Here is an 18207-nt window from a genome sequence, read left to right on the forward strand (position 1 = left end):
GTCGTTCTCGTTTGCGTGGGGCGCTGCGGAGGCATCATGGACGGTATGGACCAACGTGCATTGATCGATTCGATTCCGGCAAAACTGTGGATCGGCGGAAAGGCCGTCGACGCCGAAGGAGATAAGACGTTCGCGGTGAACGATCCGGCCACCGGGCGGCCCCTGACGGAGGTGGCCGACGCATCGCCTGCCGACGCGATGAAGGCGCTCGACGCAGCCGCGGCGGCGCAGAAGAGCTGGGCGGCAACACCTGCCCGCGAACGCAGTGAAATTCTTCGAGCGGCATTCGAGAAGGTCACCGAACGTGCCGACGACATCGCCCTGCTGATGACCCTGGAGATGGGTAAGGCCCTCGCCGAATCGAAGGCCGAGGTGAAGTACGGGGCCGAGTTCTTCCGCTGGTTCGCAGAGGAAGCGGTACGCATCGGCGGTCGCTACACCCCGGCCCCGGCGGGCAATGGACGAATCCTCGTCACCAAAGCGCCGGTCGGACCGGTCCTGGCGATCACCCCGTGGAACTTCCCGTTGGCGATGGGCACCAGAAAGATCGGGCCCGCTCTGGCCGCTGGCTGCACCATCGTCGTCAAGCCCGCTCGTGAGACCCCGCTGACGATGCTGTTGCTGGCTCAGATCTTCGACGAGGTCGGCCTGCCCGAAGGTGTGCTCTCGGTGCTGACGACGTCGAAGTCCGGTGACGTCACCGGACCCCTCATCGAGGATCCGCGGATGCGCAAACTCACCTTCACCGGCTCGACGGGCGTCGGCAAGTCTCTCGTCCAGAAGTCCGCGACGAGGTTGCTGCGCACCTCGATGGAACTCGGTGGCAACGCACCGTTCGTGGTGTTCGACGACGCGAACATCGACGACGCCGTGGACGGCGCGATGCTCGCCAAGATGCGCAACGGCGGCGAGGCCTGCACCGCGGCGAACCGATTGCACGTGCACAACAGCGTGCGTGCGGAGTTCACCACCAAACTCGTGGCGAAGATGGCCGAGATGAAGCTCGGCCCCGGCGTCGACCCCGATACGAAGCTCGGACCACTGATCAATGCAGACCAGCTCGAGACCGTCCAGGAGCTCGTCGACGACGCGGTGGCCAAGGGTGCGACGGTCGCACTCGGCGGTACTGCACCGGGCGGGGACGGCTACTTCTACCCGGCGACCGTCCTCACCGATGTGCCTGCCGAGGCGAGAATCCTCAAGGAAGAGGTGTTCGGGCCGGTGGCTCCGATCGTCGGTTTCGACACCGAGCAGGAAGGTATCGACGCGGCCAACAACACCGAGTACGGCCTCGCGTCGTACATCTACACGGAGAATCTCGATCGTGCGCTACGGGTGGCCGACGCCATCGACAGTGGCATGGTGGGCGTGAACCGCGGAGTGATCTCGGACGCGGCAGCGCCGTTCGGTGGGGTGAAGGAATCGGGATTCGGCCGCGAAGGCGGATCCGAGGGAATCGAGGAATATCTCGAGACCAAGTACATCGCTCTGAAGTGAACGAACGCAGGTCGGGTGCGCACACGGCGCGCCCGACCTGGGGGTGGAATCAGTGTCCGAGACGACCGCGGCCGAGGCGGAGCAGGAGCATGGCCAGCGTGTGGCCTTCCTGGCCCAGGCTGCTGAAACGCTCGAGAACCTTCATCTCACGGCTGTGCACCAGGCGCGGTCCGCCGGAGGCCATGCGGGTGCGTCCGATGATCTGCGAGACCTCGGATCGACGTCGCACTGCGGCGAGGATCTCGGCATCGAGGCGGTCGATTTCCTGGCGCAGGTCGTTGATCTCGGCTTCGCTGGTGGGCAATGCGGTCTCTGAGTCGATCTTCGTCGTCATGGCCATCGTCTCTCCTCGGGTCACATCTTGGATCGTTGCGTCGTCCGTCACCGTTACGCCTTTCGTATTCGGAACTGCATCGCCGATCGTTCGGTTCTCGTCCGGAATCAGGGCGTTGCGTCTATCGACAGGCTCCTGCATGCGCGGCCGAACAGCGGCCGACCCGATGCAGGCGATGACGTACGGTTTTTTCGATCACCGCTCAGTGTGCCACGGGTCAACCCTCCTGAAAAGTCGTCGGTTCGGCCGACGACCACGCGATGTGGGTTTGTCGGTACGCGCCGGTAACCTGACCAGACGATGAACACATTCCTCCAGGGCCTCCAGTCCCGACAGAACACCTCGTCCGACGCACTGCTGGAAGGTCTCAATCCTCAGCAGCGTGAGGCCGTTGTGCATACCGGATCTCCGCTGCTCATCGTGGCCGGGGCCGGGTCGGGCAAGACGGCTGTGCTGACGCGTCGGATCGCGTATCTGCTGGCCGAGCGAGGAGTGTCACCCGGCCAGGTTCTGGCCATCACGTTCACCAACAAGGCCGCTGCCGAGATGCGCGAGCGAGTCGCCGGACTCGTGGGACCGCGAGCGAACGCCATGTGGGTGTCGACGTTCCACTCGAGTTGCGTGCGGATTCTGCGAGCGCAGGCTGCGCTGCTGCCCGGTCTGAACTCGAACTTCTCCATCTACGACGCGGACGACTCTCGGCGACTGCTGACGATGATCTCCAAGGATCTGCAGATCGACACCAAGAAGTTCTCGGCACGGCTGCTCTCGACGGCGATCTCGAACCTGAAGAACGAGCTGATCGGCCCCGACAAGGCGGTGGAGGAAGCCGACGGCGATCCCGCCGAGCTCCCGCGGCTGGTGGCCAAGGTCTACGGCATCTACCAGCAGCGGCTGCGCGCGGCCAACGCCATGGACTTCGACGACCTCATCGGCGAAACGGTGGGCATTCTGCAGGCGTTCCCCCAGGTGGCGCAGTACTACCGACGCCGGTTTCGGCACGTTCTGGTCGACGAGTACCAGGACACCAACCACGCCCAGTACATGCTGGTCCGAGAACTGGTCGGTACACCCGACGCCGACGGCGCACTCGAGGGCACCGTCGCACCGGGCGAGCTGTGTGTGGTGGGCGACGCGGATCAGTCCATCTACGCATTCCGTGGTGCCACGATCCGCAACATCGAGGAATTCGAGCGCGACTATCCCGACGCGCGCACCATCCTGCTCGAGCAGAACTACCGATCGACGCAGAACATCCTCTCGGCCGCCAACGCGGTGATCTCGCGCAACATCGGCCGACGCGAGAAGAAGCTGTGGACCGACACCGGAGAGGGCGAGTTGATCGTCGGTTACGTCGCCGACAACGAGCACGACGAGGCGTCGTTCGTGGCCTCGGAGATCGACCGACTCGTCGACGGCGGAGACGTGCGCTTCGACGAGGTGGCCGTCTTCTACCGAACCAACAATTCCTCGCGGGCGCTCGAAGAGATCTTCATCCGACTCGGACTGCCGTACAAGGTCGTCGGCGGCGTCCGATTCTACGAGCGCAAGGAAGTGCGAGATCTCGTCGCGTACCTGCGTGTGCTGTCCAACGAGGACGACACCGTCAGCATGCGACGCATCCTCAACACTCCGCGCCGGGGGATCGGCGATCGTGCCGAGGCCTGTGTCGCCGTGCACGCCGAGCAGCGCGACATCAGTTTCTCGCGCGCGTTGCACGCCGCGGCCGCGGGCACGGTGGCGTTGCTCAACTCGCGGCAGCAGAAGTTGATCGCGCAGTTCATGGAGTTGCTCGACGAATTACGTGCAGTGCTCACCGCGACCGATGGGGACGGCAACGACATCGCAGACATCGGCGATGTCGTCGAAGCCGTTCTCGACCGCACCGGCTACCGTGCCGAGCTCGAAGCCAGCAGTGATCCGCAGGACGGTGCGCGTCTCGACAACCTCAACGAACTCGTCAGCGTGGCACGGGAATTCACCTCCGAGGCGCGCAACCAGGCCGCAGTGGCGGCGGAAGCTCTCGAAACCGGGGACGACGAGAACAATGACGAAGACGGTGGCGTCGACGGGTTGGCCGAGCCGGGGTCGCTCGCGGCGTTCCTCGAACGGGTCTCCCTGGTGGCCGACACCGATCAGATCCCCGATTCGGGTACCGGCGTCGTCACCCTGATGACGCTGCACACCGCGAAGGGTCTCGAATTTCCGGTCGTCTTCGTGACGGGTTGGGAGGACGGCCAATTCCCGCACATGCGGGCGCTCGGCGACCCGAACGAACTGTCCGAGGAACGACGTCTGGCGTACGTGGGCATCACCCGTGCGCGGCAGCGGCTCTATCTCACGCGCGCGATCATGCGTTCGGCATGGGGTCAGCCCATCGCCAACCCGGAATCGCGCTTCCTGCAAGAAGTTCCGCAACACCTGATCGACTGGCGACGCGAGGATCCGGGCACCGGGGGAGGCCGAGCCATCGGTGGGGGCAGATCCGGCAGCTACGGCTCGGGTGGTGGCGGATACGGCTCGAACAGTTACGGCTCGAACAGTTACGGCTCGGGCAGCTACGGCGGGTCCTCGAATCGCGGTCAGAGTTCGACTCCGAGTTTCGGTGCGGCCAAGGGGCGCAACTCCAACCTCGTTCTCGCCGTGGGTGATCGAGTCAGCCACGACAAGTACGGCCTGGGCACGGTGCTGGAATCGACCGGTGCCGGAGTCAAGGCGATGGTGTTGGTCGACTTCGGTTCGGCAGGCCGCGTGAAGATGATGCTCATCGGCGGCGTCCCGATGACCAAGCTGTAAGAGAGCCGAGAACGCGAAAGCCGGACCCTGCGAAAGCGGGGTCCGGCTTCGAGTTGAAAGCTGGTCGATTCAGTCCATCTCGGGGCCGAGGGAGATTCCTCGGGAAGCGAGCCACGGAAGCGGGTCGATCTTGACCTCGCCCGGAAGGTGGACCTCGAAGTGCAGGTGCGGGCCGGTGGAGAAGCCGCGGTTGCCCATCGTCGCGATCTCATCGCCCGCCATGACGTCCTGACCGACAGCGACGAGGGTGGTGTCGATGTGGCCGTAGACGGTGATCGTGCCGTCTGCGTGCTGCACGCGAACCCACATGCCGAAGCCTGCGGCCGGACCGGAGTCGATCACCTTACCGTCGGCGACGGCGTAGATCGGAGTTCCGATGGCATTGGCAACGTCGACGCCGGCGTGGAGAACGCCCCAGCGGGTGCCGAAGTTGGAGGTGTAGGTGCCCTGCGCCGGAAGTGCGAACAGCGGCCTGCGAGCAGCGGCTTCGCGTGCGGCACGCTCTTCGCTGAAGCGCTGGCCCTTGGCGAGCAGGTCGTTGAACTGGCTCAGATCCACCGGCGCAGCGATGCTGAGAATCTGCGGTGCCTCCGACGGCGTCGCGCTGGACGAGTCGGCGTCGATTTCGGTGGTCTGCGGAGTGGTGGTGGCCGCGACTGCTGCTGCGGCGGGTGCTTCACCTGCGGCGAGTGCGTACTCGGAGGTGGCGACTGCGGCGGGTGAGTCGTCGTTGACGACGGCCTGGCCTGCCGCGACAACCGCACCTGCGGCAACTGCGAGAACAGCAGCTCGGCCCTTGAGTGCGGTGGGAGGAAGGGGAATGCGGTGTGCGCCGCCGCGACGGGCCACGGGGGTGGCGTCTGCGGTGGTGGCGAACGAGGTGACAACGGTCGGCGACTCGTCGGCTGCGATGTGCGGGGTCTCGGCGAAGTCGGCTTCGGCGTACCGGTACGCCGGGTAGGCGTAGGCGTCGTAGGCGCTGGTCTCGTAGGCGGGCTCCGCGACTGCTTCGGCGGCGGGCTCGTAGCTGTAGACCGTGGTCGCGTCTTCGGCCGAGGGTCGAGAGAACCGGCTTGAAGTGAAGGACGCACGGTGTTGCTGCAAGACCTACAACCTCCGTTATCCGTGACCTGGCCGTTACTGAAAGACTCGGCAGACGGTAACGAAATGATTGCGGGGCGCGCAAGTTAACAGCCCAAACCGGCGGCATATGTGAGATGGCTCACAAGTCGACCTGCGGTTATGTCGTGACGAGCCACATTCGTAATCGGACACGAGAACCCGTGGACGGCACACGGTGACAGTAACGGTTCTCGCACCGATCGAGCCGATACCGTGATCCGAGTGCCGACTCCCACCTTCGACGACTCGTCCGCCCGTGGCTCCGAGCGAGCGGAACCACAACGGATCCGACCTCAGGACGGAGAGTTCGGCCGAGCGGACGATCCGTCGCCCACCCCCCGCATCGCGCTTGCTGTCGTACTCGCGCTGATCGCCGCGGTTGCCGCGGTGGCGGCCCAGCTGATCGGCGTTGTCCGCAGCGTCGACGGTTCGCCGGTAGGTGGCGGGTCAGTAGTGGCCGCGATCCTGGCCGTCGCCGTCCCCGTCCTCGTGGTGATCGGAGCCGCGTTGGGCGTGGCGGGCAAACGCATCGAGCTGGCGGCGGCACTTCTGGCCGGCTACGGCGCAGTGGCACTCGGACTCGCACTGCTCGACGTTGCCCTGCTGTCGGATCCCATCGACGCGAATCGGCTCGAGCTCTTTCGCCCGCTGAGTGCCGCGATGCTCGACGCCACCGCCGGGGCCTATGTTCTGCTCGTCGGTCACGCTGTGTCGGTTCTGGCGGGGGTTGCGGGGTGGTCTGCGGTGCACCGCGCCGGGCTCGGTGACGGGTACGGCCACTCGGTGTATTCCGAGCACGTGGGGCGCGCGGCTGCGGGGCGTGTCGGGCCGATGCTCGCGGCGCTGCTCGGCGCGTTCGGTGTGCTGGCGGCCGTTGCAGCGTTCGCGTCGCTGTACCGCTCGTCCGATCCCGTGGTGATCGTGACGGCGGTGGTGGAGTCGCCGGTGTTCGTCGCGGTGGGCTCCGGAGTTGTCGGTATTGCCGTGCTCGTCGTGGCCGCATCTGCGCTGGCCGCACTGTCGCCACAGGTGGCGTCGGGTGCGTCCGTCGGTGCCGGACTCGGGGTGCTCGGGTTCGCCGGGGTCGGTCTGCTGGCGGGACTCGGTACCGGTGACCGGGTGGATGCCGGACTCGGTGCGTACCTGGGAACGGTCGCAGGGCTCGGACTGCTGGTCTGTGGCGCTGTGCTGGCACCCGTCGCTTCAGCGCGTGACCGTCGAGCACTGGAGAGAACGCAGCAGCGCGAGACGGGTGCGCGAGGTGTCCGCGGTGTCGCCGGTCCCGGAACGACGAGATGGCACGCGGCAGCCGGAAGTGCAGGCATTCTCGCAGGTGTGTTGTCGGTCGTCGGATCGTTGTTGCCGATTCTGCAGACCGACTCGGAGATCGCCGCGCCACAGATAGTGGCCACACGCGTGGTGCTGGTCGCCGGGTTCGTGATGATTCTGGGTTCGGTACCGCTGTTGTTCTCCGAGTTCGCCTCGGCTGCGCGGCCGTTCGTGTCGATGTTCTGGCTCGGTGCGGTGTCGACTGCGGCCGCGGTACTGCAGTCGGTGGTGCTCGCCGAGGACGTCGAGGGGGTGAGCACCGGGATCGGCGCTCTGGCGATCATCGCGGGCGTCGTCGCAGCGGCAGCCGCCGGACTGCTGGCACTGTTCGCCGGATCTGCCGAGCGCGACGACGTCGACACCTCCGAGGACGCAGCGACCGACGGCGTGGTGCTCGGCACCGGACTGTTCGGTGCCGTTCTCCTCGCGGTGGGCTTGGCTCTGCCGCTGTATCGCGGTAGCGATCTCACGGCCGCGACCATCACCGAATTTCCATGGGGCTGGGACACCTGGGGGCAGATGCTGCTCGCCGTCGGAGTCGTCGTTGCCGCCGTCGTCGCCGCGCGGGCTCGGGCAGCACGCGGCAGCGTCCTGCTGGCTGCCGCAGCGGTCGCTGGCGTCGTGCATCTCTCGTCCTTGCCGCTGACATCCGCGCGCGCCACCGATCCCGAAATTGGGCCGGGCGTGCTGCCGTCGGTCGCGGGAATCGTCGTTCTCGGTGTCGCTGCGGCACTTTCGGCCCGTCGCGCCGATCGGTGACGGCCGTTTCATCGACACAGAAGCGGTGAGATAGGCCACATAGCATGCATGCGCCCGATGCGCCGTCGGGGCACCTGGATAAAGTCCATGCTCAGACCCGCTCACACCCCTGGAGCGGGCGTCAACGTAGACGAGACGGTGAGCTGATGGATCTCTTCGAATACCAGGCGAAGGAATTGTTCGCCAAGCATGGCGTACCCACCTCCGCCGGTCGTGTCACCGACACGGTCGCCGGAGCAACAGAGATTGCCGAAGAAATCGGCAAGCCAGTAATGGTCAAGGCACAGGTCAAGGTCGGCGGCCGCGGCAAGGCCGGTGGCGTCAAGTACTCCAAGGACGTCGCAGCAGCCACCGAGAACGCAGAAGCGATTCTCGGACTCGACATCAAGGGCCATGTCGTCAAGAAGCTTCTCGTTGCAGAAGCCTCCGACATCGCCGAGGAGTACTACATCTCCTTCCTGCTCGATCGCACCAACCGCACCTACCTCGCCATGTGTTCGGTCGAGGGTGGCGTCGAAATCGAGGTGACGGCGGAGGAGAACCCCGACGCACTCGCACGTATCCCGGTCGACGCCGTCAAGGGCGTCGACCTTGCTTTTGCTCGTGAAATCGCCGAAAAGGGCAAGCTTCCCGCCGAGGTGCTCGACGCCGCTGCGGTGACCATCCAGAAGCTGTGGGAGGTCTTCATCAACGAAGACGCTCTCCTGGTCGAGGTCAACCCGCTGGTTCGCACCCCGGACGATCAGATCCTCGCCCTCGACGGCAAGGTGACGCTCGACGCCAACGCAGACTTCCGTCAGGCCGGCCACGCCGAGTTCGAGGACAAGGACGCAGCCGATCCGCTCGAGGCCAAGGCCAAGGAGCACGACCTCAACTACGTCAAGCTCGACGGACAGGTCGGCATCATCGGAAACGGTGCCGGACTGGTCATGTCGACCCTCGACGTCGTTGCATACGCAGGCGAGGCGCACGGTGGCGTCAAGCCCGCCAACTTCCTCGACATCGGCGGCGGCGCATCGGCCGAGGTCATGGCCGCAGGCCTCGACGTCATCCTGGGCGACGAGCAGGTCAAGAGCGTGTTCGTCAACGTCTTCGGTGGCATCACCTCCTGTGACGCAGTCGCCAACGGCATCGTCGGCGCGCTGAAGAAGCTGGGCGACGACGCCAACAAGCCTCTGGTCGTCCGTCTCGACGGCAACAAGGTCGAAGAGGGCCGCAAGATTCTCGCCGACGCCGCGCACCCGCTGGTGACGCTCGCCGGAACCATGGACGAGGGCGCCGACAAGGCCGCCGAGCTGGCAGCGAAGTAGAGGAAACCATGTCAATCTTTCTGAACAAGGACAACAAGGTCATCGTCCAGGGCATCACCGGCGGCGAAGGCACCAAGCACACCGCCCTGATGCTCAAGGCCGGAACCCAGGTCGTCGGTGGCGTCAACGCACGTAAGGCCGGAACCACGGTCAAGCACGTCGACGCCGACGGCAACGACATCGAATTGCCCGTCTTCGCTTCGGTTGCCGAGGCAATCGAGAAGACCGGAGCCGACGTGTCCATCGCGTTCGTGCCGCCGGCATTCTCCAAGGACGCCATCGTCGAAGCGATCGACGCGGAGATCCCGCTGCTCGTCGTCATCACCGAGGGCATCCCCGTGCAGGACTCCGCGTACGCGTGGGCCTACAACGTGGAGAAGGGCAAGAAGACCCGCATCATCGGCCCGAACTGCCCCGGAATCATCACCCCCGGTGAGGCTCTCGTCGGCATCACGCCCGCGAACATCTCGGGAACCGGCCCCATCGGCCTGGTCTCCAAGAGCGGCACGCTGACCTACCAGATGATGTTCGAGCTCCGCGACTTCGGCTTCTCGACGGCCATCGGCATCGGCGGCGACCCGGTCATCGGAACCACCCACATCGACGCCATCGAGGCATTCGAAGCGGACCCCGAGACCAAGATCATCGTCATGATCGGTGAAATCGGCGGCGACGCAGAAGAGCGCGCAGCCGACTACATCAAGGCCAACGTGACCAAGCCGGTCGTCGGCTACGTCGCAGGCTTCACCGCTCCCGAGGGCAAGACCATGGGCCACGCAGGCGCCATCGTCTCGGGCTCGCTGGGAACGGCGCAGGCGAAGAAGGATGCACTCGAGGCCGCAGGCGTCAAGGTCGGCAAGACGCCGTCCGAGACCGCTGCACTCGCGCGCGAAATCCTGGAATCGCTGTCCGTGAAGTAGGACTCGCTCCTGTGAGAAGCCCGCCACCGACTTCGGTGGCGGGCTTTTTCGTGTTCCCCGGCTCGCGTGAATGGACCCGTGCATACGTCTGGGCGCGGCAACGTGACATTCACGCGAAGGGTCTAGATTGATGCGCGTGCACAGGATCTTCACCACAGCCTTCAGCTCGGTCTATCCGCACTACGTGAACAAGGCCGAGCGCAAAGGTCGGACGAAAGCCGAGGTCGACGAGATCATCCGCTGGCTCACCGGTTTCGACCAGTCGGCCCTCGACCGTCATCTCCAGGCCGACACGACGTTCGACGAGTTCTTCGCGGCAGCGGACCTCAACTCGAACGCGACCCTGATCACCGGAGTCGTGTGCGGCATACGCGTCGAGAACGTCGAAGACCCCCTGATGCAGAAAATCCGCTACCTGGACAAGCTGATCGACGAACTCGCCAAGGGCAAGAAGATGGAGAAGATCTTGCGCGAATGACCTCGAACCCGGGGGTCTTAAAATCATGCTGAATCGAAGTGTGGTCATCGATTCGTCGTCGGACTTCACTGATCGTCATGACAACCACCGAGAATCGTGCCCTCACCAAGTCCTGGCCCGACGCCCCCACCACTGCTGCCGGATGGATTTCCCGCGCGGGTGAGGTAGCTCAACTGCTCGCAGTCGATGCCGTCGCTCGCGACAAGGGCCGCGAGATTCCTGCCGCCGAGGTGCAGTTGCTCAAGGATGCGGGCCTCGTCACCCTGCTCGGCCCCGTCGAACACGGTGGCGCAGGTCAGGACTGGCCCACCGCGTACCAGGTCATTCGTACCGTCGCCGCAGCCGACGGGTCCATCGGTCAGCTGCTCGGATACCACCTGCTGTGGTTCTGGGCCGCCCGACTCGTCGGCACCCCCGAGCAGATCGAGGCCGTCGAGGCAGACGCCACGAAGAACAAGTGGTTTTTCGGCGGTGCCGTCAACCCTCGGGACAACGACGTCGCCGTCACCGACGAGGGCGACACCATCGTGTTCGACGGTTCGAAGACGTTCTCCACCGGCAGCCGCGTCTCCGATGTCACGGTGCTCGAAGGTGCACTCGAAGGCAGTACCGATCACGTCTTCGCGATCGTGCCGTCGAACATCGAGGGACTGTCCTTCCACGACGACTGGGACAACATCGGTCTGCGTCAGACCGAGAGTGGCAGCGTCACCATCGACAAGGTTCGCGTCGACTGGGCCAGCGCAGCAGGGTTCGTGGACAAAGCTTTTCAGCCGAGGGTCTACAACACCCTCAATGTTCCGACCATCCAGCTCGTTTTCGTCAACTTCTACCTCGGTATCGCGAGGGGTGCACTGGAGGAGGCTGCGTCGTACACCAAGGACAAGACCCGCGCGTGGCTGCACAGCACCGTGGACAAGGCCGTCGACGAGCCGTACATCATCGACATCTACGGCGATCTGACCTCCAAGCTCTGGGCCGTCGAAGCTCTCGCCGACGCAGTTGCGTTGGAAGGAAAGAAGATCCACGACAACGCCTGGAACGTCACCGCTGAAGAGCGCGGCGAGCACGAGGTACGCGTGGCCGCAGTCAAGGCTCGCGCCACGGAGGTCTCGCTCGAGATCACCTCGACAGTGTTCGAGGCGCTCGGCGCACGAGCGACGGCCAGTAAGTACGGCTTCGACCGCTTCTGGCGCAACGTACGTACGCACACCCTGCACGATCCGGTCGCATACAAGCGACGCGAGGTCGGGCGCTGGGTTCTCACGGGTGAACTGCCCGAGCCGACCTGGTACTCGTAGTCCCGACCTTTCTGCCCTGATCCGACCCCCGATTTCCGGATGAATGTGCCATTCACACCATCTGAGTGTGTGAATGGCACATTCATCCGCCGAAGGATGACGCACACATGAGCACCGAAAAAATCGCCGACGCAGTCAAATTCGCGTACTGGGTACCCAATGTCTCGGGAGGTCTGGTCACCAGCACCATCGAGCAACGCACCAGCTGGGACTACGAGTACAACAAGAAGCTGGCGCAGACGGCCGAGAACAACGGATTCGAGTACGCCCTGAGTCAGGTTCGCTACGAAGCCAGCTACGGGGCAGAGTTCCAGCACGAGTCGACCAGCTTCTCGCTCGCGCTGCTGCTGGCCACCGAACGGCTCAAAGTCATTGCAGCAGTGCATCCCGGGCTGTGGCAGCCGGCGGTACTCGCCAAGCTCGGTGCCACTGCCGATCACCTCTCGAACGGCCGATTCGCCGTCAACGTCGTCAGTGGCTGGTTCAAGGACGAGTTCACCCACCTCGGTGAGCCATGGCTCGAACACGACGAGAGATACCGTCGCAGTGCTGAATTCCTGCAGGTTCTGCGCAAGATCTGGACCGAGGACGACGTCGACTTCCGCGGCGACTTCTACCGGATCCACGACTTCACCCTCAAGCCCAAACCGCTGAACACTCCCGATCGACCCAACCCCGAACTGTTCCAGGGCGGTAATTCGTCTGCGGCGCAGGAGAATGCCGGACGGTACTCGGACTGGTACTTCAGCAACGGCAAAGATTTCGACGGCGTCACCGAGCAACTCGACAACCTCCGACGCATCGCGCGTGATCACCAGCGTGAGGTCAAGTTCGGGCTCAACGGCTTCATCATCGCGCGAGACAGCGAGAAGGAAGCCCGAGACACATTGCGCGAGATCATCGAGAAGGCGAACAAGCCCGCTGTCGAAGGTTTCAAGGGAGCAGTGCAGCAGGCGGGCAATTCGACGGGCGACAAGAAGGGAATGTGGGCGGACTCGACGTTCGAGGACCTCGTTCAGTACAACGACGGCTTCAAGACCCAGTTGATCGGAACCCCGGAGCAGGTGGCCGAGCGAATCGTCGCCTACCGTCGCCGCGGCGTCGACCTGATTCTCGGCGGCTTCCTGCACTTCCAGGAGGAGATCGAGTACTTCGGGGCCAAGGTCCTGCCGCTGGTTCGGGAGCTCGAGGCCGCTGAGGCGAACGACCAGGAGTTGGTGGCAGCCCGCTGACCTTTCGGTTCCGTGATCGGTCGGGTCCGTGCAGTAGCGTGAGTTCTCGGACCCGACCGACCTGGGGTACGGACAATCTCAGATGAGGAGACGCGATGACATACTCGCCCGGCAGCCCTGAAGCAGGGGGCTCCAACTCTGGTGGCTACGGCGGAGGTGGACCGTCCTACGGCCCGTCGTCCTCGCCGAATCAGCCGTCGTCCCACCCACAGGGTCATCCAGGCCAGAACCAGCCGTTTCACCAACCGTCGGTGTCCAATCCTTTCGGCCCTCCGGTCCCCGGCACCTCGGCACCGGGCTCGGCCGGCCCGGCTTCCGTTGCACCGCAGTCGAAGTCGCCCGGATCAGCGCTGTCGAGCCTGCCGAGAATTCTCACGTTCGCGATCCTCGGGCTCGGCGTCGTCACCTTCCTGCTCGGACTGCTCGACCTCGTCACCGCCGAGGTCACCTCGTCTCAGGAACTGCCGAGCAGCATCCAGACCTCGTTCAGCACCACCTTCTTCGCCTCCGGTGGTAGCGCGGTGTCGGTTGCTCTACTGCTGGCAGCGGGTTTGATCGCCGGTGCCTCGCTGCTGCAGAAGGACGCCAGGAATCAGGCCGTGGTGGCCGCCCTGGCGATCACCGGCTGGCTGGTGCTGGTCTTCCAGTCGTTCAGTCTGCCCAGCGCAGAGGGCAACGAGTTCGCCAGCACCACCAGCTCGCTCGGTATCGGTGCGATCCTGGTGCTCGTCCTGGGCTTCGTCCAAGCAGCCGCCGCGGTGGTGGCACTGCTGCTCGATGCGGGCATCGTCAAGGCTCCGGCTCCCAAGCCTGCGGGCTACGGCAATCAGAACCAGCAGTCGGGATACGGCCAACAGAACCCGTACAACGCGCCGACGACGTCGTTCGGTGGACCGTCGCAACCGCAGGCCTACGGCAATCCGCCGTCGTACGGTCAGCCCCAAGGAACCTCGTCGAACTTCGGGCAAGCACCGAGCGGGCAGTCCTCGGGGCAGCATGCCTACAACCCGGGTGGACAGCCGTCGTACGGACAGTCCGCCCCCAACACCCCGTCGCCCCAGGGCGGCTACGCACCGCCGCCGTACACCGGTCCCAGCGGCCCGGCCGCCGGGCAGGCCTACCCACCGAACCAGTACCAGTACGGCCAGCCGTCCGGATACGGCCAGCCCCCGGCGAAGTCGGACGAGCCCGAATCGGGCGAACAGTCGACGCCCTACGGCGCGCCCACGCAGTCGTTCGGTGCCACTCCCGCCGAGGACGAGAACAAGCGCGACTGATTCATTGTTTCATCACAGCTCACTTCGCGGCGCGCCTGACCGGCGCGCCGCGAAGATGATGCGACTCTCGTTGCGATGAGCGATCTATTGAACCGAGAGACGCGACGCGCGGCCGCCCGGGCCCCCCGCGCGGGCACCGGACCGACGCCCGATCAGTCGCGCATGCTCGCCGCAGTGGCCTTCAAGACCTCCGGACTGGTCGTGGTGATCGCGACGACCCTTGCTCTGGTCACCCTCGTATCGGTCAACAGCGACCTGACCGGAACCCTCGGGGCGATCGCCGGGTCGTGGTTCGCCGTGCACCTGGTACCGCTGAGTATCGGCGGGACGTCCCTCGGCGTCGCACCGCTCCTGCCGACGCTGATCATCGGCTGGTCCGTCGCCCGCACCGTCCACCAGGCGGTGGACTCCGGCACCGACCGCCGCGTGGTTCGGTGGGTGTTCGCGGCGTCGATGGCCGGCCCGCTCGCCGTCACCGCCATCGCCCTGGCCGTCGCCAAGGACGCGTCCAGCGTCATCGGACTGTCCAGCCCCAACGCACTCGTTGCCTTCTCCTGGGTCGCAGGCGTGCACGCGGCCGCATCCGGAACCGGTCTGCTGTTCGCGCGCTGGGACTCACTGGTGATCCGCCGCGGACTCCCGGACTGGGTGCGCGCGCTCGTTGCGCCCTTCGTGCGCGCGATATCGATCCTTGCAGCAGGCGGCGCGGCCGTCGTACTGCTAGCCCTGCTCGCCTCCTGGGAGACCGCGGGCGCACTGGTCGAGAGCGGACGCGATGTCGTCGGCATGCTCGGACTGACCGTGCTGTCGGTGCTCTACCTCCCCAACGTCGTCATCGGTGCCCTCGCAGTGGCCACCGGTTCCACTGCCGGGTTCGGAGACGCGTCGGTCAGCCTGTTCTCCACCACGGGAGGACCGCTCCCGCCGCTGCCGATCCTGGCCGTCCTTCCCGAAGGATCGGCCCAGACGATCTGGGTCGTGATGCTCGTCGTCCCGATCGGTGCCGGACTGTTGCTCGGCCGCGACTGCGCTGTCCGCAGCGCCGACATCCAGGTCGCGGTGTCCTCCGTGTGGGTCGTGTCGGCCGCAACCGGGGTGCTCGCAGCGCTGTTCGGCTACGCCGCAGGCGGAAACCTCGGCACCTTCGGCACCGTCGAAGTCACCGTGTGGAGCTTCGGGCTGCTGACATTCGCGTGGCTGGCGGTCGCCGGTTCTGCCTCCGCAGCCCTCGTCGTGTGGCGTCGAGCAGAACCCGAGCCGCCTCACGACGAGCCCGTTCCGACCCCCGTACCTGCGGCCGAGCTGGCGATCGAGGCCGCCCCATCCGAGCCCGACGATCACGAACAGGTCGACGAGGTCGAGGAAGTCGTCGAGGCGGAGGTCGTGGACGAGATCGTGGACGACGTCCCGGCCGAGATGCCCCCGGCCGAAGAACCGCATGCGACCGCCGAGGCCGCTACCGACGAACCGTTGGATGCCGAGATCGTTGCGCCGCCCGGAGACCAGGACGGACCTGCCCGGTAGGGCTCGAGGGCGCAGCGACTAGGCTTTCCGCTGGCTCGAACGATCCGCCTCGATAATTCAGGAGTAGTGCGCTGACTGCCTTGCGTGAGACACCCGCGCGGGTCGTCGTCCTCGCATCGGGGACCGGCTCGCTCCTGCAGTCGCTCATAGCCGCGACTGCCACCGAGAAGTATCCCGCCCGCATCGTCGCCGTGGGAGCCGATCGCTACTGCGACGCAGTCCGCCGTGCCGACGATGCCGCGATCCCTCACTTCCGTATCGCCCTGCGAGACTTCGCCGATCGATCGGCCTGGGACCACGCGCTCACCGATGCCGCCTCGAGCTTCGAGCCGGATCTGATCGTCACCGCCGGGTTCATGAAGATCCTCGGCGCGCAGTTCCTCGATGCTTTCGCCGGGCGGATCGTCAACACTCATCCCGCACTCCTGCCATCCTTCCCCGGTGCGCACGCCGTGCGGGACGCACTCGACCACGGCGTCAAACTCACCGGTTCGACGGTTCATCTGGTCGATTCGGGCGTCGACACCGGGCCGATCCTGGCGCAGCAAGCCGTACCTGTTCTCGACGGCGACGACGAATCCGCGTTGCACGAACGCATCAAGACTGTGGAGCGACGGTTGCTGGTCGACGTGATCGCAGCCGTGGCCGCCAAAGGTGTCACCTCCGATGGACGAAAGGCTCAGATAATCCGATGAGTGAACGTAAAGCAGTGCGCCGCGCGCTGGTCAGCGTCTACGACAAGACCGGACTGATCGAATTGGCGACCGGCTTGCACAGCGCAGGCGTCGCTCTGGTGTCCACCGGATCGACGGCGAGCAAGATCGCCGACGCCGGAATCCCGGTCACCAAGGTCGAGGACCTCACCGGATTTCCCGAGACCCTCGAGGGGCGCGTCAAGACGCTGCATCCTCGCGTGCATGCCGGCGTGCTCGCCGACACCCGTAAGCCCGAACATCTTTCGCAGCTCGAGGAATTGGGCATCGAGGCGTTCGAGCTCGTCGTGGTGAACCTCTACCCGTTCACCGAGACCGTTGCCAGTGGGGCGACGCCGGACGAATGCGTCGAGCAGATCGACATCGGCGGACCGTCGATGGTGCGCGCCGCAGCCAAGAACCATCCGTCGGTTGCTGTCGTGGTCGACCCGGCTCGCTACGAGGACGTGCTGACGGCCGTCTCCGGTGGCGGATTCACCCTCGCCGAGCGCACGTCGCTTGCCGCACAGGCATTTCAGCACACGGCGGCCTACGACGTCGCGGTGGCGTCGTGGATGAGCAGTGTGCTGACCCCGGACACCGAGTCGGTGTTCCCGGAATGGATCGGCGGCACGTGGGACCGCTCGGCCGTGCTTCGCTACGGCGAGAACCCGCACCAGAAGGCGGCTCTGTACGTCGACTCGTCCGCTGCCGCAGGCATCGCGCAGGCCGAGCAGTTGCACGGTAAAGAGATGTCGTACAACAACTTCACCGATTCCGATGCGGCATGGCGTGCGGCGTTCGATCACGCTGAGCCCACTGTCGCCATCATCAAGCACGCCAATCCGTGTGGCATCGCTGTCGGCAAGGACATCGCCGAGGCACACCGCAAGGCGCACGCCTGCGATCCGGTGAGCGCGTACGGCGGCGTCATCGCAGCCAACCGTGAGGTCACCGTCGAGATGGCCGAGCAGGTGGCCGAGATCTTCACCGAGGTCATCATCGCGCCGTCCTACGCCGACGGTGCACTCGGAGTGTTGCAGCGCAAGAAGAACATTCGCGTCCTGCTCGCGGTCGCACCGCCCACCTCCGGTGTCGAACTCAAGCCCATCTCCGGCGGCGCACTGCTGCAGCAGCGGGACGTACTCGACGCGGACGGCGACAACCCCGCCAACTGGACCCTCGCAGCGGGAGAGCCCGCCGACGAACAGACGTTGAAGGATCTCGAATTCGCTTGGCGCGCAGGTAGGGCTGTGAAGTCCAACGCAATCCTGCTCGCCCACGACGGTGCGTCGGTCGGCGTCGGAATGGGCCAGGTCAACCGCGTGGACGCCGCCCACCTCGCAGTGCAGCGAGCCGGGGATCGCGTCGTCGGTTCGGTCGCATCCTCGGATGCGTTCTTCCCGTTCCCCGACGGCCTCCAGGTCCTCATGAGCGCAGGCGTCAAAGCCGTTGTGCAGCCCGGTGGTTCGGTACGCGACAACGAAGTGATCGCCGCGGCACAGGATGCAGGAGTGACGCTGTATCTGACGGGATCGCGGCACTTCGCGCATTAGTGCGTGACGCCGAGCTCGCAGTTGTGCAGCCCAATACCTTATTTCCGGCTGCATAACTGCGAGTTCGGCTATCTGTGGAT

General features: G+C 65.4%; 14 protein-coding genes. 12 read left to right on the forward strand and 2 right to left on the reverse strand.

Annotated elements, in window-relative coordinates; translation table 11 throughout:
* Positions 1 to 45 precede the first annotated feature (45 nt).
* Positions 46 to 1497: an NAD-dependent succinate-semialdehyde dehydrogenase gene (locus tag R4P57_RS22410; protein ID WP_317805182.1), complete on the forward strand. Its 1452-nt coding sequence runs from the start codon at positions 46 to 48 to the stop codon at positions 1495 to 1497.
* Between the two features lie 49 nt (positions 1498 to 1546).
* On the opposite strand, the gene R4P57_RS22415 is transcribed toward R4P57_RS22410, so the two are convergent.
* Positions 1547 to 1837, reverse strand: coding sequence for a chorismate mutase (locus R4P57_RS22415; protein WP_032396247.1), 291 nt, complete (start codon positions 1835 to 1837; stop codon positions 1547 to 1549).
* Between the two features lie 294 nt (positions 1838 to 2131).
* Between R4P57_RS22415 and R4P57_RS22420 the strand changes: the two genes are divergently transcribed.
* Positions 2132 to 4627, forward strand: a complete 2496-nt coding sequence (locus R4P57_RS22420; RefSeq protein ID WP_317805063.1) for a UvrD-helicase domain-containing protein — start codon at positions 2132 to 2134, stop codon at positions 4625 to 4627.
* A gap of 69 nt (positions 4628 to 4696) precedes the next feature.
* Here the strand turns inward: R4P57_RS22420 and R4P57_RS22425 are convergent, their stop codons facing one another.
* Entirely contained in the window at positions 4697 to 5731 is a 1035-nt protein-coding gene (locus R4P57_RS22425) for a M23 family metallopeptidase (RefSeq protein ID WP_317805064.1), read from the reverse strand.
* Between the two features lie 240 nt (positions 5732 to 5971).
* On the opposite strand from R4P57_RS22425, the gene R4P57_RS22430 reads away from it, so the two are divergent.
* From R4P57_RS22430 to purH, 10 genes are all read left to right on the forward strand, one after another.
* Positions 5972 to 7837: a hypothetical protein gene (locus tag R4P57_RS22430; RefSeq protein WP_317805065.1), complete on the forward strand. Its 1866-nt coding sequence runs from the start codon at positions 5972 to 5974 to the stop codon at positions 7835 to 7837.
* 146 nt (positions 7838 to 7983) lie between these two features.
* A complete protein-coding gene (gene sucC / locus R4P57_RS22435) occupies positions 7984 to 9147 on the forward strand; it encodes an ADP-forming succinate--CoA ligase subunit beta (protein WP_317805066.1) in 1164 nt (387 codons plus the stop codon).
* A gap of 8 nt (positions 9148 to 9155) precedes the next feature.
* Positions 9156 to 10067, forward strand: coding sequence for a succinate--CoA ligase subunit alpha (sucD, locus tag R4P57_RS22440; protein ID WP_317805068.1), 912 nt, complete (start codon positions 9156 to 9158; stop codon positions 10065 to 10067).
* Between the two features lie 130 nt (positions 10068 to 10197).
* Positions 10198 to 10545 carry a DUF2200 domain-containing protein gene (locus R4P57_RS22445; RefSeq protein ID WP_317805070.1) on the forward strand — a complete coding sequence of 116 codons (348 nt, stop codon included), beginning with the start codon at positions 10198 to 10200 and terminating at the stop codon, positions 10543 to 10545.
* Positions 10546 to 10622: 77 nt separating this feature from the next.
* Positions 10623 to 11846, forward strand: coding sequence for an acyl-CoA dehydrogenase family protein (locus R4P57_RS22450; RefSeq protein WP_317805071.1), 1224 nt, complete (start codon positions 10623 to 10625; stop codon positions 11844 to 11846).
* Positions 11847 to 11953: 107 nt separating this feature from the next.
* Positions 11954 to 13078: a dimethylsulfone monooxygenase SfnG gene (sfnG, locus tag R4P57_RS22455; protein ID WP_317805072.1), complete on the forward strand. Its 1125-nt coding sequence runs from the start codon at positions 11954 to 11956 to the stop codon at positions 13076 to 13078.
* 95 nt (positions 13079 to 13173) lie between these two features.
* Positions 13174 to 14355: a DUF5336 domain-containing protein gene (locus R4P57_RS22460; RefSeq protein ID WP_317805073.1), complete on the forward strand. Its 1182-nt coding sequence runs from the start codon at positions 13174 to 13176 to the stop codon at positions 14353 to 14355.
* A 75-nt stretch (positions 14356 to 14430) separates the two neighbouring features.
* On the forward strand, positions 14431 to 15879 hold the full coding sequence (locus R4P57_RS22465) for a DUF6350 family protein (protein WP_317805074.1): 1449 nt from the start codon (positions 14431 to 14433) through the stop codon (positions 15877 to 15879).
* A gap of 80 nt (positions 15880 to 15959) precedes the next feature.
* Positions 15960 to 16574 (forward strand): phosphoribosylglycinamide formyltransferase, encoded by a 615-nt coding sequence (purN, locus tag R4P57_RS22470; RefSeq protein ID WP_317805075.1) that lies wholly within the window; start codon positions 15960 to 15962, stop codon positions 16572 to 16574.
* Positions 16571 to 18127 (forward strand): bifunctional phosphoribosylaminoimidazolecarboxamide formyltransferase/IMP cyclohydrolase, encoded by a 1557-nt coding sequence (gene purH / locus R4P57_RS22475; RefSeq protein WP_317805076.1) that lies wholly within the window; start codon positions 16571 to 16573, stop codon positions 18125 to 18127. Before purN ends, purH begins: the two co-directional genes overlap by 4 nt.
* Positions 18128 to 18207: the final 80 nt, after the last annotated feature.

The sequence above is a fragment of the Rhodococcus sp. IEGM 1330 genome (assembly GCF_033142445.1).
Taxonomy (GTDB): domain Bacteria; phylum Actinomycetota; class Actinomycetes; order Mycobacteriales; family Mycobacteriaceae; genus Rhodococcoides.

Bases quoted from the DNA above. Each gene is read 5' to 3' on its own strand.
- R4P57_RS22410 (WP_317805182.1), top strand. From the start codon at position 46: ATGGACCAACGTGCATTGATCGATTCGATTCCGGCAAAACTGTGGATC.
- R4P57_RS22415 (WP_032396247.1), bottom strand. From the start codon at position 1,837: ATGGCCATGACGACGAAGATCGACTCAGAGACCGCATTGCCCACCAGC.
- R4P57_RS22420 (WP_317805063.1), top strand. From the start codon at position 2,132: ATGAACACATTCCTCCAGGGCCTCCAGTCCCGACAGAACACCTCGTCC.
- sucC (WP_317805066.1), top strand. From the start codon at position 7,984: ATGGATCTCTTCGAATACCAGGCGAAGGAATTGTTCGCCAAGCATGGC.
- sucD (WP_317805068.1), top strand. From the start codon at position 9,156: ATGTCAATCTTTCTGAACAAGGACAACAAGGTCATCGTCCAGGGCATC.
- R4P57_RS22445 (WP_317805070.1), top strand. From the start codon at position 10,198: ATGCGCGTGCACAGGATCTTCACCACAGCCTTCAGCTCGGTCTATCCG.
- R4P57_RS22450 (WP_317805071.1), top strand. From the start codon at position 10,623: ATGACAACCACCGAGAATCGTGCCCTCACCAAGTCCTGGCCCGACGCC.
- sfnG (WP_317805072.1), top strand. From the start codon at position 11,954: ATGAGCACCGAAAAAATCGCCGACGCAGTCAAATTCGCGTACTGGGTA.
- R4P57_RS22460 (WP_317805073.1), top strand. From the start codon at position 13,174: ATGACATACTCGCCCGGCAGCCCTGAAGCAGGGGGCTCCAACTCTGGT.
- R4P57_RS22465 (WP_317805074.1), top strand. From the start codon at position 14,431: ATGAGCGATCTATTGAACCGAGAGACGCGACGCGCGGCCGCCCGGGCC.
- purH (WP_317805076.1), top strand. From the start codon at position 16,571: ATGAGTGAACGTAAAGCAGTGCGCCGCGCGCTGGTCAGCGTCTACGAC.